Origin of the sequence: Mycetocola miduiensis, from assembly GCF_900115155.1 — a bacterium.
GTDB classification, from domain to species: domain Bacteria; phylum Actinomycetota; class Actinomycetes; order Actinomycetales; family Microbacteriaceae; genus Mycetocola_A; species Mycetocola_A miduiensis.
The window spans coordinates 173,354-188,124 of record NZ_FOVM01000003.1 but is presented as its reverse complement, the minus strand read 5'-3'; the positions used below and the strand labels follow the sequence as shown (position 1 = coordinate 188,124).

Genomic DNA, 14,771 nt, shown 5'->3' with positions numbered 1-14,771 from the left:
CGGCAGCGGAGCCGGAACGGGCGACGCTGCTTTGCGCCCCGACTTATCCGAGCGGGCAGTCCGGTGCCAGGCGCTTATGGAGGCAGGCGGAACTCCACCCACAACGGATAGTGGTCGGAGATCCGCCACGACTGCTCTGAGCGTGTCAGCCCGCCAAGCAGGTTCGGCAGGAAGTCGAAGGAGCCTGCTCGCATTGAGTAGGTCAGGGAGTGCAGCAGGGAGGCCCCGTTCGGCCCGCTGAACCAGGCGATCTGGTCATAGAAGTGCTTGGACCTGTCGTTGTCGAACACCGTCCGCGGGACGTCGTTCAACTCTGCTGGCGGCCACAGGCCCGTCGAGACAAACGCCTCGAACAACGGGTCCCCGATGCGATCCAGATTGAAGTCACCGAGCACCAGAAGGTTGTCGTTCCAGTCGTGAGGGCGATCCGCCCAAGCGCGCATCCACTCCGCGAACGCCGCGATCTCAGGCAGGCGCGCTTGGGCGTTGGCGCCCCAGATGACGTGCAGCGTCGTCAGAGTGAACTCGGCGGATCCGCGAGAAAAGCTGGCCACGTATGGCGTGCGCGCGAACTGCTCGGTTGGACCCTGGACGGTGGCCGGCAAGACGATCTCGCCCACCAGCCCCGAGGCCTGTACCCGCGTCGAGTCATAGAGAAACGTCAGCCGTTCGCCGTTTCCCGGACCGCCCTCGGTCACGTCTGAAACGATCACCCGCCACTCGTCGCCAAGCTGCTCGAGAAGAAAACGTAGTGCGGTCGTGGTGCGGCGCACCTCCTGGATGGCTATCACGTCGAAGCGCGAGACGATCTGGGCGATGCACGCCACGGCGTACCAGTTGCGTGCTGGTGAATCGCCAACGTCGGAGTGCCACTTCGCCGTCAGGCCACCCATCGCGCGAAGATTCCAGGTCGCGATCAGCAGGTTGGAGGCATCCTTCGGTGGGATCACCTCGGATAACATTGCGCCGCGGAGGGCGAGATTCTCAGCGACATCGGATGGCACTGTCGTCGCCATACTTCATGAAACCACGCCACAACTTCCGGTGGAATCCCATACTAAAAAGACGCGTCGTACACGGCATCCTGACCCCTATCGCTCAGGCACGGAACGATATATCGTTGAGCATCTTTCACGTTCGAGGAGGAGATTCATCATGGGTAACTCATTCCCAGCAGGAGCGTTCGGTGCCGGCAACCCCGCCGATGGTATGTGGCAGTTCATGGAGCAACTGCGCTCGGCATTCGAGAAACGCGGCGGCAGCCGCATGGGCCGAGGCGACGTGCGCGCGGCGGTTCTTGCACTGCTCGCCGAGAAGCCGATGCACGGTTACCAGATCATCCGAGAGATCGACGAGCGCAGCAACGGCACCTGGAAACCGAGCGCCGGCTCCGTGTACCCGACGCTGCAACTACTCGCCGACGAAGGACTGATCAGCGCCGAGGAGTCCAACGGTCGCAAGACCTACTCACTCACAGAGGCCGGGCGTCAGGAGGCCGCCAGTTCCAGCTCATCGGCACCGTGGGAGACCGCGGGTTCGGGCAGCGGATCCGGCTTCTCCGCCCTGCCGAAAGCGGGCATGGAACTTGCACAGGCAGCCGCCCAGGTCGGTCGAACCGGATCACCTGAGCAGATACAGCAGGCGGTGAAGGTGCTCGACGAGGCACGACGCCGGCTCTACTCGATTCTCGCCCAGGACTGACGGCGGTGCCGTCGGCTCCACAGGGTTGGTGGATGGCTCAGCCATGTGCGGCTCGTCTGCGACCGTACGCTCAAAGATGTGACGGCGATCAAGATCACCGACAGGGCATCGCTTCTGGCAGCAGGAATGACCCCGTGGAGGTGGCGCCGGTTTTCGCCACGGTGATGTTCGACCAGCTGTTCACACAGGGTTTCTTCCACGCCGACCCGCATCCGGGCAATATCTTCGTCACTCCGGTGTCGGATGGCTCCGGCGAGCGACCGTGGAGACTGACGTTCATCGACTTCGGCATGATGGGGGAGGTGTCGAGCGGTACGCGCAGCGGCCTGCGCAAGCTTCAACCTGTGGGATTCCGTCGAACCGTACGCGGCGCAACTGCTGCGGGACGAAGGCAGCAACGTGGTGAAGGATGTCGCCCTGCAGGCGCTTGAGGTCGCAGGGCGCTCCGTACGCTTGCCCGAACGCCTGGACGGGATCATCGCCCGATTCGAAGACGGTTCGGTTTCGGTGCAGACTCCCGCGGTCGAACGACGGATCGCGCGGTTGGAGAGTATCGGGCGGCGGCTCGTTCCGGCGCTCCTTTTTGGCGCCCTCCTCATCGGCGGTGTTCTGCTCCGCGCCGATGATGCGGTCTTCGGCACGGTGCTCATGGTGGCGTCGATTGTTCCGCTTTTGCACGTGCTGTTCACCTCCCGCCGGGGATAGCTCTCCGGGACTTTTCCGGCCGATGAATCGTGCTGTTACCAGACCCCGTGTGCTTCGCACTCCGCCGGGGAGCCACTGTCAAGGCAGAGACCTCCTTCAACTTCGGGTTCAGTTCGTCACCGTCCTCGACCACGCCCGTGCGCCACCAGATTCTGAGCCCCTCCGGTGTTTCCTCGAGGCAGGCGAGGTTGTTGTCGAACCACGGACCCTTGAGGCCCGCCCAGCGGAACGGCGGATCCGGAACTCTTGCCGAGCGGGCAACCAACGCTCCGATCGTCCCGGCAACGCCGAAAGACATGACCGCCGCAAACGACCTCGTCAGCCGGGGGAGCGGATTGCGGATCGGCGAGCAGACGGCCTGCACGATCTTGCTCCCTGACGAACGCTTCACCTCCGACACGTAGGAGAAGTGCACATCCCCGGAGAGGAACGCGACGGTTTCCGGAGCCGGGCCGCGTCTGCCATCCGCGACCTCGGAAACCATGACCGCTACCTTCCGGAAGCTGTCCTGGAATGCCGCCCAATGTTCCAGATCGACCGCCTGGCGCAGCTTCTCGCCGATCCGACCCGCTCGTTTGCCCCATGCGCCCTGCGACAGAGCCTCGTCCCAGGACTCGACATGGTGCAGGCCCATAGGAAGCAGGAAGGGCAGCGACGTCGCCACCAGCAGGTTGCGGAAGCCGCCGCGCATCCTGTCATCGAGCCAGGCCATTTCCTCGGAGTCCAGCAGTCCCCGGTTATCGGGCGCCAGATTTCTCGCGGCGCGGGAGTCCACAACAACGAGCCGTGTGTCCCCGAAGTCCCGGCAGTAACTCCATCGGTAGAACGTCGGCTCCTTGTCGGCCCGATCCGCGAAAGCGTCCAGTACCGCGCTCAGATCCAGTTCGGCCTCACCGCTGTACCGGGCGACATGCTGCCAGATGGCATCCTCGGCCCGCTCCTTCGGCGACAGGTTGCCCAGGTGCTGGTAAACCCAATAGGAGGCGAGCCCCGCCACGATCCGTTCGTGCCACCACGATGTGGCCTCCATCTCCTGCTTCCAGTTCATCGACGTGTTCCAGTCGTCGCGGATGTCATGGTCATCGAAGATCATGGCGCTGGGCAGAGTCGACAGCAGCCACCGGTTGGCGGGATCCGACCAGGCCAGATAGTAGAGATGCGCGTACTCCTCGTAGTCCTTGAGCTCTTCACCAGGCGGCGCCTTGATATCGCGGCGGGCGCGGATGAACTCCTGCATCTGCTCGCTGGTCGAATCGGCGTACACCTGATCGCCGAGGAAGGCCACCAGATCTGGCCACGGCAGGTCATCGCTATTCGAGGCCATTGCCAGTGCGTAGGCACGCAACGAGTCGACGCCGTGGGTCCGGTTTCCGGATGCATCGTGCGGAACGCTCGTGCGGCAGGAACCAAAGGCCATCCGCAGCGGTTTTCCCGGAGTCAGGGTGGCGATTCTCGACGGCGGGAACGCGGACCCCACATCGGGCCAGACCTGGCTGCCGTCGATGTCCACCGTATACGCCGTCACCGATCCTGGTTCCAGCCCATCTACCTCGACCAGGGCATAGTGGTGGCCGTGCACCCCGAAGGTGCGGGCAGCCCAGCTTCGGCCTCCGGCCCGGACCGCGACCTGGACAGCGTCCCGAGTTTCCACCCAGATCGTTGCCGAAGTCTCATCCACATGCCGCATCAACGGGCCGAGCACGAGCGGTGAGATCGTCATGACACAGTCTTACCCGTTTCGGCTCGGCGCAGCCAAGGCCCCCAGAACAGCTTGCGGCCGATAACTGCCAGGGTTTAACGTCGCGACAGTCGGGTTACAAACCGCGTCCGGCTACCAGTGGGCGCCGATCATCCGTTGGGGTGAGGAGAGCGTCAACAACTACTTCCGGTCGCCCGCCACCACGCCCGGCCAGAAGCGCTACGGCCTGTCGACGTCGGCATCCACCTACGGCTGGGAAGCCCTCGAACCGCGCTTTGATGCGGTGGCCAACCCCGGCTACGTCAACGAGCCGAACCGGTTCGGCTACATCGTGGAGATCGACCCGCACGACCCCACATCCACCCCGGTGAAGCACACCGCCATGGGCCGCATGAAGCACGAAGGGGCCAACGTCACCGTCGCACCCGACGGCCGAGTGGTCGCATACATGGGTGATGACGAGTGCTTCGACTACCTCTATAAGTTCGTCTCCCACAAGACGTTGCGACCAGCGGCGAGGTGTACGTGGCCTGCACCAACAACACGCAGCGCGGCACGCCGGGCAAGGCGGGCGTCGACGAGATGAACCCGAAGACGATCAACCGCGACGGCCACGTGCTCGAGATCACTGAGGCGCGGAACGACGCCACTGCGACGAGTTTCGGATGGAGCATCCTGCTCGTCTGCGGCGACCCCGCCGTCTCAGGCTCGGCATACTTCGCCGGCTACCCCGTCGACCAGGTCTCGCCGATCTCCTGCCCGGATAACGTCGCCTTCGACAAGGCAGGCCTATTGATCTCGACCGACGGCCAGCCCGGCGCCATCGGTTACAACGACGGCCTGTTCCGCGTCGGCCTCGAAGGTGCCAACCGCGGCCGCGTCGACCAGTTCCTCGCCGTACCGCGCGAGGCGGAGACCTGCGGCCCGATCATCCGCGACGACGAGAGCATGGTCTACGTAGCCGTGCAGCACCCGCGTGAGCACGGCAGCTTCGCCGAACAGCACTCCGACTTCCCCGATTACACCGCGGTGACCGGCAACGGCATGGTGGCCGCACCTCGCCCCTCTATGGTGCAGGTCTGGCAGAAGTAGAGTTGCGGCCTATTCGACCGTACGGAGAGCGTGGTCGGTGTTGTTGAACCGCTCACCGGTGGTGTCGGTGACCGTGACGATGTCCTCGATCCGCACGCCGAAGCGACCGGCGAGGTATATCCCCGGCTCGATCGAGAAGCACATCCCGGGCCGGAGGGTCTGCTCCTCACCCTCGACCATGTACGGCGGCTCGTGAGTCGTCACACCGATTCCGTGGCCGGTGCGATGGATGAACGCCTCGCCGTACCCGGCCTCCGTGATGACCGCCCTCGCCGCCCGGTCGATCTCCTGGCACGCGATCCCCGGACGGACCGCTTCAAAAGCCGCCTGTTGCGCCAGTCGAACCACCTCGTGAACCGCCCGCACCTCCGCGGATGGCTCACCGACATACACCGTACGGCTCGTGTCCGACCCGTAGCCGTACATGAGGCCGCCGAAGTCCAGCACGACCGCATCTCCCTGCTCGATCACCCGATCGCCCGCCTCGTGGTGAGGGTTGGCCCCGTTGGGGCCAGAGCCGACGATCGTGAAGTCGACCTGCTCATGACCGAACTCCCGCAGGAGCCTGGCGAGATCGGCAGCCACCTCCGTCTCGCGCCGGCCGGCGAACCGCAGTTTCACGATCTCGCCGTAGGTTGCGTCTGCGGCGGCGCCCGCCATCGCGAGGCGGCCGAGCTCATTCGAATCCTTGACCGCGCGCATCATCGGAAGGCTTGCGCTCAACGCCCGATACCTGGTGTCGGGCAGCGTTGTTTGCAGCCCGAGCAAATGCAGTGCCCACGCCGAGTCTGACACTCCGAACCGGCCGTCCGGCGGGAGCAGGTGTCTGGCAGCCTCGTAGGGGTCCGTCCCATCGGCCCAATCGACGACTGTAACGCTGGACGATCCTTCGGCAGCCTCCGCATCGGACCTTTCAAGGGCGGGCACGAGTAACGTCGGATGTTCGTCGGGTGCGAGAACCAACATCGTCAGCCGCTCGGTGATCGCGGTGGGCTGGTAACCGGTGAGCCAGACGAGGTCCGGTCCCGGTGTCGCGAGAACTCCGTTGAGGCCGACCTCGGCCGCGTCCTCGACAACGCGAACCATCCGGGCCGCATAGTCGTCGCTTGTAAATCTGACCGGTTCTGTGTGCACTTTCTGGTTCATCGCATTCCTTCCTTCACCGCCACGGCGGAAATCGCGGCCACCACCCCGGCCATCGCCATCCAGAACGCGGTTGAACAGCTGAAGATGCCGGCCGGGAGTCCCGCCGCGGCACAGTAAGCATGCGCGGTTTCGCCGAGGGGGCTAGGCGCCCTGCTGCCGGTCCACCATCTCGGCGATCCAGATCGGCGCGAACGGAGACGTGCAATTCGGGGGAGTGGGATAGTCCTTGAGCACCTCAAGGCGCTCACCGATGTCGACCGCGCGGGCGCGATACTCGGGGTGCTCAATCCCGATCGAAGCGAGGGTGTTGTTCATCGCCCACTGCAGGCGATCCGGTGCATCTTTCATTTCTGCCTCGATGGCGTCAAGCAGACCGGGAAGGTCGAGGCCCTCCGGCTTCTTGGCCACGCGTCCACCGGTTAGCGCCCAGCCGGCACTTGCCACCAAAGGGTCCGGGTCGGTAAACCAGAGCACTCGCAGCTCTTCGGCGTGCGGGTTCTTCTTCACCACGTAGTTCACGAGCCAGTCCTGAACTTTGGGAGTGCGCGACTCACGCAGCATCCTGTCGAGCTCGCCTGGTTCGAACGCCTTCGGGCGGCAGATCAGTAGCGCGAGCAGCCGCGCAGCGGTGTCGCCGGTCTGCCACAGGTCCAGTGCGAGCTCCTGCTGGGTCTTGAGTCGCTTCGCGATGGCACGCAGCTTGCCAAGATTCACGCCGTGGTCATCGCCATGCCTGGCGTTCACCTCGCGTGCTCTCGGGTCGTCGAGCGCAGCCAGCTCCGCCATCAACTCAGGGACCGTCGTTCTGGTCGGCCTACTGGCAGTCGTTGTCTGGGCCATCGTCGTCTGGGCCATCGCGGCCTCCTGTTCTCGCGCGACATCCAGTCTACGAGGAGGGTTCCCGCTCTGCCTGGGACCCGGGATCGTGCAAGGCTTGGCTCATGGACCTGGAGGTGTCACCGGCGCTGACGATTCCGTCATCCGAACTCGGCTGGCGATTCTCCCGTTCGTCCGGGCCCGGCGGCCAGCACGTGAACACCTCGGACAGTCGCGTCGAGCTCTTCTGGAGCGTCGCCGATTCGTCGTCGCTCACGGATGAGCAGCGCCAGAGACTTAACGCGCGTCTCGGACGCCGACTCGTCGGAGGGGTTCTCACCGTTACCGCTTCTGAACAACGCTCGCAGTTGCGCAATCGCGAGGTCGCCCGGCGCAAGCTTGCCGAGATCGTGAGTGCAGGTCTCGCTCCTGACGGGCCTCGTCGTCGGCCGACCAAGCCCTCCCGGGGCTCGCAACGCCGTCGGCTTGCCGCGAAAGGGCAGCGCTCCGAGACCAAGCAACAGCGGCGGAGGCCGTCGGCCGATTAGCCCGCAGACAAGAAGTGGGCCCCTCCGTTTCCCGGCATGTTCGACACGAGAGTCGCGAAGTCGCGCTTCTGGCCGTTCGCACACTTGGTGCTGAAGCCGGACTGCGAGATCAAATCACCCCTGAGGCGGTAGACGTAGTTGCCTGCGCCATCCGTGATCTCGAATGGTGAGTTGACACCCGAGGTGAGGTCGCGCGAGGCGACGACCTGGGCGTCCACGAAGTACGCGCCGCCGGATGTTCCGGTGAGGCCGGCGCCCTCGGTGTTGTTGCCGTGGGGGTTGTCGCTGCTGGTGACAACCGTGCCCGCGTCGTCGACGAGCGGAACCGTTACCCATTCGCCGTTGACGAGCGCCTCAACGAAACCGTAGTCCCAGCCCTCTTCAATGAAGTGCGTACGGGAGGTGGTCGACGCCGGGTCGCCGAAGTCGACGGCCTTGATGTCGAAGCGGTCCGACTCCTCATCGTCGAGGTAGACCGCGACGGCCCAGTCCTGGAACAGTTCCTCAGCCGAGCGCAGCTGCGATCCCGACTCAGCGTTGAACGCGTCGATCGCGGCCTGGACACCATCCATGCCATCTGCCTGGTGATCGAAACGGAGAGGGACTGATGTGGCTTCTAGGCGCCCGGCGGGCGGTAACTGATTTGTCGCGCCTTGCTCAGCGCTTCCAACGTTTCGTCCACCGTCAGCAGCACCGTTGTCTGGATGGAACTCATGGCGCCGCCCCCGTTGATCGCAAGCGCAACTGCAGCCATCGAGACGTTGTCCGGAGCTTCCCACAGGGTGTAACCGTCGTGGTCGCCGAAGGCGTACCAGAACCCGTGGAGTTGTCCGCCGACCGATTCGATGTAGGTCTGAGCCGCCTTCCGGCGATCTTCGGGGTTGCTCGCCAACCGCGCCCAGGTCTCGGCCGTGTAGCTGAATTTCGTCAGGTAGAGAGGCATCGTTCGCTCCTTGCTCAGTCTCGCAGTGCCGTTTCACCCAGAATGAACTCCTGCAGCCGCGCCATCAACGGGGTAGCAGGACGCGCGGATAATCTTCTCTTCCTATTCAGCATGTTCAATGTTACGATTTTGAAATTATGAACGAGTCCTTCGGCGGTGACGTCAGCCCAACCTTCGACCGGGTGACCAATGACCACGTCTCGCGGGCGGAGGCTGTTGCGCACCAGGTCAGCGAGCTGATCAAGCGGCAGCATCCGACTCCGGGAGCGCGCCTGGGGAGGAAATCCGACCTGCGCGCTCAATTCGGAGTGGCAGCCTCCACCCTGAACGAAGCCATTCGCCTGCTGGAGAGTCGCGGCCTGGTCGAGACGCGCCCGGGCCCGCAGGGTGGCATCTTTGTGGCGGAGCAGTCCGCCCAGCTTCGTCTCAGCCACCTGATCCTGGCTCTGGACAGCAACTCGCTGTCGGTGTCTGACGCGCTCGAGATTCGCAACGCGCTGGAGATTCCGCTGGCCGCACACGCCGCTATCCGTGCAGATCGCGAAGGACTGGCTCGCTTGGAAGCGATTCTGGCACGAATGGGCGAGCTTCAGGATGACCCAGCCGAATACCTCAGGCAGAACTGGCACCTGCACGAGGAAATCGCGCGGATGTCGCCCAACGAGATGCTCCGCACGATCTACATCTCCTTGATCGATACCGCCCGCGAGGCACTGAAGAACGTTGCGGCCGACCCCCATTTCAGGAACTCATGGCGGGACAACTGGGAACTGCATCGGGAGCTTGTGGATGCCATCGCGTCCGGCAGCCCCGGACGCGCACGCATCGCGGCCGAGCGACATGCCCCATACTCGGAGCGACTCACCGACACCATGAGTTGACGACAACATAGGGAAACTCGCCCATCCCTATAGACATATTCGACATGATGAATAATATGGTTCTGCCGCTCCGGAATCGCTGACGATTCCCTGACAACGAGGTCCGATCTTGAACGACATCGACATCGCCGCCCTCGGCGGACACCTGCACGAGGCCTACGGGACACGTATGCCCGTCGCTCCGCTTACGGACGCGCACCCCGACCTGCAGCTCGAGGACGCTTACCGTATTCAGCTCCACCAGGTCGAGCGGTGGAAGAACTCGGGTCGACGTGTGAGCGGCTACAAGGTAGGCCTCACCTCGCTCGCGATGCAGCGCCAGCTGGGCGTCGACCAGCCCGACTTCGGTCACCTCTTCAGCGACATGATCGTTGACGGCTCAGCTGTCGACGCGGCTGCGTTCATCAGCCCGAAAATCGAACCGGAGATCGCCTTCGTACTGAAGCATGACCTGCGCGGACCGGGACTCAGCCTGGTCGACGTGATCGGAGCCGTCGACTACGCGATCGCCTCACTCGAGATCATCGACTCGCGCGTCGCCGACTGGAAAATCAAGCTTGCCGACACCATCGCCGACAATGCATCCTCCGGCGCCGTTGTGCTCGGTAATCGCCCCGTCCGGCTGGACGTCGCAGACCTCGGTCTCGCCGGTTGCATACTCACCAGGAACGGCGACGTCGTCGCCACCGGGGCCGGTGCCGCAGTACTCGGGAACCCGCTGAACGGCGTGCTGTGGCTGGCGAACAAGCTCGGATCGCTCGGTCAGACGCTCGAGGAGGGCTCGGTCGTGATGGCCGGCTCGATCACCGCCGCCGTCCCCATCGCCCCTGGCGACGTCTTCACCGCCACGTTCGCCCACCTGGGCGACGTGCGCGCCCGCTTCACCGCAGCATCCGAGGAGGACGCAGTATGACCGCAGACTGGACGATCGAGAAGGTCGCCGACATCCTGCTCGACGCCGAATCCAACCGCACCGACCGCGGCCGGATCACCGACGAGTGGCCGGGGCTCGACCTCAAAGCCGGCTACGACGCGCAGAAGGTCCTGATCGAACGCAAGAAAGCCGACGGTCACACCGTCGTGGGTGTGAAGCTCGGCCTCACCTCGCGCGCCAAGCAGAAGCGGATGGGCATCGACTCACCATTGACCGCGGTCATCACCGACAAGATGGTGCTCGAGGCCGGGGTTCCGATCGTGCTCGACCAGCTCATCCACCCACGAGTCGAACCCGAGATCGTCTTCGTGCTCGGAGAACGGCTGGAGGGCCCGGGGGTCACCGCCGCGACTGCCATGCGTGCCGTCGCCTCGGTGCACGCCGGGCTCGAAGTGATTGACAGTCGATACCGCGACTTCAGCTTTGCGATGCCCGACGTGGTGGCCGACAACGCTTCCAGCGCCCGATTCGTTGTCGGCGCGAAGTCGGTGTCCCCAGACGGCCTCGACCTCGCGCTCGAGGCCTGCGTGCTGCGCATCAACGGCGCGGTCGTCGACACGGCGACCGGTGCCGCCGTTCAGGGGCACCCCGCTGAGGCGCTGGCGCTGGCGGCGAACGCACTCGCGGCTCGCGGCGAGGCGATCGAAGCCGGCTCGATCGTTCTGACGGGTGGCATCACCGACGCCGTGTTCATCTCGGACGGCGACGAAGTGTCCGTTGAATTCACCTCGCTCGGCCAGATCGTCGTCCCCGTGCGGAGGTCGGCATGAGCGCCGTCGCCACCGTGCCCGTCCGCCGGGGGGTGACCCCCAAGGTCACCCGCGGCCTGATCGGTGTCGCCGTTCTCCTCATCCTGGCCGAGTCGGTCTCCCGGCTCGGAATCATCCCCGGAAACATCCTTCCGCCGATGTCCCGGGTGCTGCTCGACACGGCCGGCCTCATCGTGGACCCGGAGTTCCTCCATGACGTCGGCTCAACACTGACCGCATGGGCGATCGGACTCGGCATCGCCATCCTGGTCGCCGTGCCGCTCGGCCTGGTGCTCGGCTCGTTCCGGATCGCCTACGAGGCGTCGTCAGCGGTCGTCGAGTTCATGCGGCCGATTCCCTCGGTCGCGCTGATCCCTCTCGCCATCCTGGTCTTTGGTCAGGGCACCGATATGAAGATCGCTCTCGTGGTCTACGCCTCGCTGTGGCCGATCTTCTTCAACACCGTCTATGGAGTCCGGGATGTCGACCCCGTCGCTAAGGAGACGGCCCGCACGTTCCGGCTCAGCCGCGTCGGCATCCTCGCCCGCGTCAGCCTGCCGTACGCCGCACCGCTCGCGGCGACCGGCGTGCGGATCTCTGCGGCGATCGCGTTGATTGTGACCATCAGTGCCGAGTTGCTCGCCGGCTCCGCCAGCGGTATCGGCTCGTACATCCTTCGAATCAGCTCCGGTGGCGGTGACACCTCGCTCGTGTTCGCCGGAACCATCGTGGCCGGTTTGCTCGGGATGCTCATCAACTTCGTTCTGGTGGCCATCGAGCGCAAGATTTTCGCCTGGAAGAAGGAGGGGGTGGCGTAATGGCACTCACAGCATCGATATCCACCGCCAACCGGCCGCGCGCCAGTCGCGAGCCGCAGTCCGCCCGGCGCCAGTGGTGGAGCCGGTTCGCGCTGCGCTGGATCGTCCTCGCCGTCCTGCTCGCTCTGTGGCAACTGGCGACGATGGCCTTCCCTTCGCCGTTCTTCCCCCAGCCGATCCGAATCTTCGAACGGGCCGCGCTGCTCTGGCTGCCCGGTCCGAACGGTGTGCTCACGCCGAGCATGCTCAACGATGTGCTGCCGAGCATGGGCCGCGTGCTGCTCGGATTTGCGATCTCGGTCGTGCTTGCGATCTCCCTTGGCGTCGCGATCGGGCTGAGCCGCAAGTTCGCTGACTATGTCGACCCGATCATCCAGTTCCTGCGGGCGGTACCCCCGCCAGCACTCATCCCGATCTTCCTTGTGCTGTTCGGCACTGGCGACGAGATGCGCGTCCTGCTGATCGCCTTCGGGACGGCCTGGCCGATTCTGCTGAACACCATCGACGGCGTGCGCTCGATCGAAGAACTGAAGTACGAAACCGCCACGGTGTTCAGGATCAGTTTCGTCAGCAGACTGAAGCGAATCGTGCTTCCGGGCGCCGCCCCGAAGATCCTCGCCGGCGTGCGCACCAGCCTCTCACTCGGACTGATCCTCATGGTGATCTCCGAGATGGTGGCCGCTTCCAGCGGTATCGGCTTCTCGATCGTGCAGGCCCAGCGTGGCTTCGGATTCCCCGACATGTGGGCCGGGATCGTGCTGCTCGGAATCATCGGCTTCCTTCTCAACACCTTGCTCACCGTTATTGAGCGTCGCATCCTCGCCTGGCAGCGCAGCTCAGGTCGCGAAACCGCCTAGTCCGTAAGGAAAATTCATGCTGAACATCGAACACCTCACCCACACCTACGGCACGGGCGCGAAGGCGCACCTGGCGCTGAAGGACATCACGTTCGCGGTCGAGCCAGGTGAGCTGGTCTCCATCGTCGGACCCTCCGGCTGCGGCAAGACCACCCTGTTGCGCACGATGGCAGGGCTCATGCGACCCACCGGGGGTGACCTCACCTTCCTCGGTAACGAGATCACATCCGTCCCAGAAGGACTCGCAATGGTCTTCCAGGACTACCGCGGTTCGCTATTCCCGTGGCTCAGTGTGGAGTCCAACGTGCGCTTCCCGCTCAAGCGGCTCGGTCTCAGCAAGGCCGACCTCGACGCCCGCGTGTCTGAGTCGCTCGTGGCAGTCGGCCTCACCGGCTTCGAAGATCGCTTCCCGTTCCAGCTCTCAGGCGGCATGCAGCAGCGCGTCGCCATCGCGCGTGCGCTGGCCTACCGGCCGAAAATCCTGTTGATGGACGAGCCGTTCGCGTCCGTCGATGCGCAGACCAGGGAAGACCTCGAGGACCTCGTGCTCTCGGTGAAGAAGAAATTCAACATGACCATCCTCTTCGTTACGCACGACATCGACGAGAGCGTGTACCTCGCCGACCGGGTCGTCGTCCTCTCCAAGCCGCCCACATTCGTTGTCACCACCCTCGACATCCCCCTGTCGGACAACCGCGACCAGATCGAGACCAAGGAAGATCCCGAGTTCATTCGTCTGCGCGGCGAGGTAGCCCGCCTCATCCGTCATCCCAAGAGCGACGACGTCACCATCCCGGTGGCCGACGTCGCCTGACAAACCCCGCACCACCAACAAGCACCGCACTATTCAAGGAGGAAACGTGCCCATCACATCCCTGACAGTTCGCACCAAAAAGACCTGGCTCGGCGTCGCCGCAGCCTCTGCCCTGGCGCTCAGTCTCGCCGCATGCTCGGCAGGAAGCGCAGCAGCACCCGCTGACGACGCCCCGGCGCCGGCAGGCGACGGCAAGCCGGAGACCACGGAACTGCTCGTCGGTATCACGCCAGTCGCCGACCAGGCATCCGTCTTCATCGCCATCGCAGAAGGCTTCTTCGAAGACGAGGGCCTCGACGTCACTGCGCAGCCCGCGCAGGGCGGGGCCGCCGCGGTCCCCGCAATGATCGCCGGCGACATGCAGGCTGCATTCGCGACCTACCCCTCGTTCCTGCTCGCACAGAGCGGAGGCGTCGGCATCAACATCGTCGCCGAGGGCGTTCGTGGCAACGAAGAGAGCAACGGCGTCTACGTCAAGGCGGACTCTGGCATTGAGTCCATCGAGGACCTCGAAGGCAAGAAGGTCGCCGTCAACACGCTCAAGAACACCGGTGAGCTCACCATCAAGGTGCTCATGGAAGAAGCCGGCATGGATGTGAGCAAGGTCGAGTTCCTCGAGCTGCCGTTCCCCGACATGGTGCCGACCCTGCAGTCGGGTGGCGTCGACGCCGTGTGGCTGGTTGAGCCGTTCCAGACCGCTGCGAACGAAGCCGGCGCCAAGAAGCTCTTCGCGAACTTCTCCGGCCCAACCGCTGGCGTTCCGCTCTCCGGCCTCGGCATGACCGCCGACTTCGTGAAGGCGAACCCAAACACAACCGCCGCGTTCATCCGCGCGTTGGAGAAGGCGAACGCACTGCTCGCTGAGAACCCCGACGCTGCTCGTGAGATCGTTCCGACCTACAGCAAGACCACCCCTGAGCTCGCTGCCAAGATCATGCTCCCTGAATGGGTCGCCGGATCGGCGAAGGCCGAGAACCTCGAGGTCTGGAACGAGATCATGGTCGACCAGGGCGCGATTCCCGCTCCCGTGGACCTCGACGCGATGGTCTACGTCCCAGGCAAGTAAAC

At 64.5% G+C, this 14,771-nt stretch carries 15 protein-coding genes and 2 pseudogenes; 11 read left to right on the top strand and 6 right to left on the bottom strand.

All coding sequences use genetic code 11. From position 1 onward, the window contains the following. Positions 1–74 precede the first annotated feature (74 nt). Entirely contained in the window at positions 75–1,016 is a 942-nt protein-coding gene (locus BM197_RS06760; protein WP_090709979.1) for an endonuclease/exonuclease/phosphatase family protein, read from the bottom strand. A gap of 139 nt (positions 1,017–1,155) precedes the next feature. Between BM197_RS06760 and BM197_RS06755 the strand changes: the two genes are divergently transcribed. Further along, positions 1,156–1,701 carry a PadR family transcriptional regulator gene (locus BM197_RS06755; RefSeq protein WP_090709978.1) on the top strand — a complete coding sequence of 182 codons (546 nt, stop codon included), beginning with the start codon at positions 1,156–1,158 and terminating at the stop codon, positions 1,699–1,701. A gap of 66 nt (positions 1,702–1,767) precedes the next feature. Beyond that, positions 1,768–2,406 (top strand): annotated as a pseudogene (locus BM197_RS16580) (AarF/UbiB family protein); the annotation flags it as partial. Here BM197_RS16580 and BM197_RS06740 read toward each other — a convergent pair. Beyond that, on the bottom strand, positions 2,387–4,126 hold the full coding sequence (locus BM197_RS06740; protein WP_090709973.1) for an alkaline phosphatase D family protein: 1,740 nt from the start codon (positions 4,124–4,126) through the stop codon (positions 2,387–2,389). The pseudogene BM197_RS16580 and the gene BM197_RS06740 overlap by 20 nt on opposite strands. Positions 4,127–4,211: 85 nt before the next feature. Between BM197_RS06740 and BM197_RS06735 the strand changes: the two are divergent. After that, positions 4,212–5,197: pseudogene (locus BM197_RS06735) on the top strand (PhoX family protein); the annotation flags it as partial. A 9-nt stretch (positions 5,198–5,206) separates the two neighbouring features. Here BM197_RS06735 and BM197_RS06730 read toward each other — a convergent pair. Further along, a complete protein-coding gene (locus tag BM197_RS06730; protein ID WP_090709971.1) occupies positions 5,207–6,343 on the bottom strand; it encodes an aminopeptidase P family protein in 1,137 nt (378 codons plus the stop codon). Positions 6,344–6,484: 141 nt separating this feature from the next. Next, positions 6,485–7,198, bottom strand: coding sequence for a DNA alkylation repair protein (locus tag BM197_RS06725; protein WP_218151838.1), 714 nt, complete (start codon positions 7,196–7,198; stop codon positions 6,485–6,487). A gap of 86 nt (positions 7,199–7,284) precedes the next feature. Here BM197_RS06725 and arfB point away from each other — a divergent pair, with 86 nt between their 5' ends. After that, a complete protein-coding gene (gene arfB / locus BM197_RS06720) occupies positions 7,285–7,707 on the top strand; it encodes an alternative ribosome rescue aminoacyl-tRNA hydrolase ArfB (protein ID WP_090709969.1) in 423 nt (140 codons plus the stop codon). Here the strand turns inward: arfB and BM197_RS06715 are convergent. Further along, positions 7,704–8,279, bottom strand: coding sequence for a hypothetical protein (locus BM197_RS06715; protein ID WP_090709968.1), 576 nt, complete (start codon positions 8,277–8,279; stop codon positions 7,704–7,706). The two genes, arfB and BM197_RS06715, sit on opposite strands and share 4 nt — an antisense overlap. A 44-nt stretch (positions 8,280–8,323) precedes the next feature. Further along, a complete protein-coding gene (locus BM197_RS06710) occupies positions 8,324–8,650 on the bottom strand; it encodes a GYD domain-containing protein (RefSeq protein ID WP_090709966.1) in 327 nt (108 codons plus the stop codon). A gap of 137 nt (positions 8,651–8,787) precedes the next feature. Between BM197_RS06710 and BM197_RS06705 the strand changes: the two genes are divergently transcribed. From BM197_RS06705 to BM197_RS06675, 7 genes are all read left to right on the top strand, one after another. Next, the gene (locus BM197_RS06705) at positions 8,788–9,531 is read left to right on the top strand and encodes a FadR/GntR family transcriptional regulator (protein ID WP_090709964.1); all 744 of its coding nucleotides are present in this window, start codon (positions 8,788–8,790) and stop codon (positions 9,529–9,531) included. A 109-nt stretch (positions 9,532–9,640) separates the two neighbouring features. After that, positions 9,641–10,444, top strand: a complete 804-nt coding sequence (locus BM197_RS06700) for a 2-keto-4-pentenoate hydratase (protein WP_245762428.1) — start codon at positions 9,641–9,643, stop codon at positions 10,442–10,444. Further along, positions 10,441–11,235, top strand: a complete 795-nt coding sequence (locus tag BM197_RS06695) for a 2-keto-4-pentenoate hydratase (protein ID WP_090709963.1) — start codon at positions 10,441–10,443, stop codon at positions 11,233–11,235. The genes BM197_RS06700 and BM197_RS06695 overlap by 4 nt, the downstream gene beginning before the upstream one ends. After that, complete coding sequence (locus BM197_RS06690; RefSeq protein ID WP_090709961.1) at positions 11,232–12,032, top strand: ABC transporter permease; 801 nt, start codon at positions 11,232–11,234, stop codon at positions 12,030–12,032. Before BM197_RS06695 ends, BM197_RS06690 begins: the two co-directional genes overlap by 4 nt. After that, positions 12,032–12,889, top strand: a complete 858-nt coding sequence (locus BM197_RS06685) for an ABC transporter permease (RefSeq protein WP_090709960.1) — start codon at positions 12,032–12,034, stop codon at positions 12,887–12,889. The genes BM197_RS06690 and BM197_RS06685 overlap by 1 nt, the downstream gene beginning before the upstream one ends. A 16-nt stretch (positions 12,890–12,905) precedes the next feature. Further along, positions 12,906–13,703 (top strand): ABC transporter ATP-binding protein, encoded by a 798-nt coding sequence (locus BM197_RS06680; protein ID WP_090709958.1) that lies wholly within the window; start codon positions 12,906–12,908, stop codon positions 13,701–13,703. Between the two features lie 46 nt (positions 13,704–13,749). Beyond that, the gene (locus BM197_RS06675; protein ID WP_177216749.1) at positions 13,750–14,769 is read left to right on the top strand and encodes an ABC transporter substrate-binding protein; all 1,020 of its coding nucleotides are present in this window, start codon (positions 13,750–13,752) and stop codon (positions 14,767–14,769) included. Positions 14,770–14,771 lie beyond the last annotated feature (2 nt).

Excerpts from the sequence above, each read along its gene's own strand:
- BM197_RS06755 (WP_090709978.1), top strand. The coding sequence starts at position 1,156 with ATGGGTAACTCATTCCCAGCAGGAGCGTTCGGTGCCGGCAACCCCGCC.
- BM197_RS06685 (WP_090709960.1), top strand. The coding sequence starts at position 12,032 with ATGGCACTCACAGCATCGATATCCACCGCCAACCGGCCGCGCGCCAGT.
- BM197_RS06705 (WP_090709964.1), top strand. The coding sequence starts at position 8,788 with ATGAACGAGTCCTTCGGCGGTGACGTCAGCCCAACCTTCGACCGGGTG.
- arfB (WP_090709969.1), top strand. The coding sequence starts at position 7,285 with ATGGACCTGGAGGTGTCACCGGCGCTGACGATTCCGTCATCCGAACTC.
- BM197_RS06725 (WP_218151838.1), bottom strand. The coding sequence starts at position 7,198 with ATGGCCCAGACGACGATGGCCCAGACAACGACTGCCAGTAGGCCGACC.
- BM197_RS06730 (WP_090709971.1), bottom strand. The coding sequence starts at position 6,343 with ATGAACCAGAAAGTGCACACAGAACCGGTCAGATTTACAAGCGACGAC.
- BM197_RS06760 (WP_090709979.1), bottom strand. The coding sequence starts at position 1,016 with ATGGCGACGACAGTGCCATCCGATGTCGCTGAGAATCTCGCCCTCCGC.
- BM197_RS06715 (WP_090709968.1), bottom strand. The coding sequence starts at position 8,279 with ATGGATGGTGTCCAGGCCGCGATCGACGCGTTCAACGCTGAGTCGGGA.
- BM197_RS06710 (WP_090709966.1), bottom strand. The coding sequence starts at position 8,650 with ATGCCTCTCTACCTGACGAAATTCAGCTACACGGCCGAGACCTGGGCG.
- BM197_RS06680 (WP_090709958.1), top strand. The coding sequence starts at position 12,906 with ATGCTGAACATCGAACACCTCACCCACACCTACGGCACGGGCGCGAAG.
- BM197_RS06690 (WP_090709961.1), top strand. The coding sequence starts at position 11,232 with ATGAGCGCCGTCGCCACCGTGCCCGTCCGCCGGGGGGTGACCCCCAAG.
- BM197_RS06740 (WP_090709973.1), bottom strand. The coding sequence starts at position 4,126 with ATGACGATCTCACCGCTCGTGCTCGGCCCGTTGATGCGGCATGTGGAT.
- BM197_RS06695 (WP_090709963.1), top strand. The coding sequence starts at position 10,441 with ATGACCGCAGACTGGACGATCGAGAAGGTCGCCGACATCCTGCTCGAC.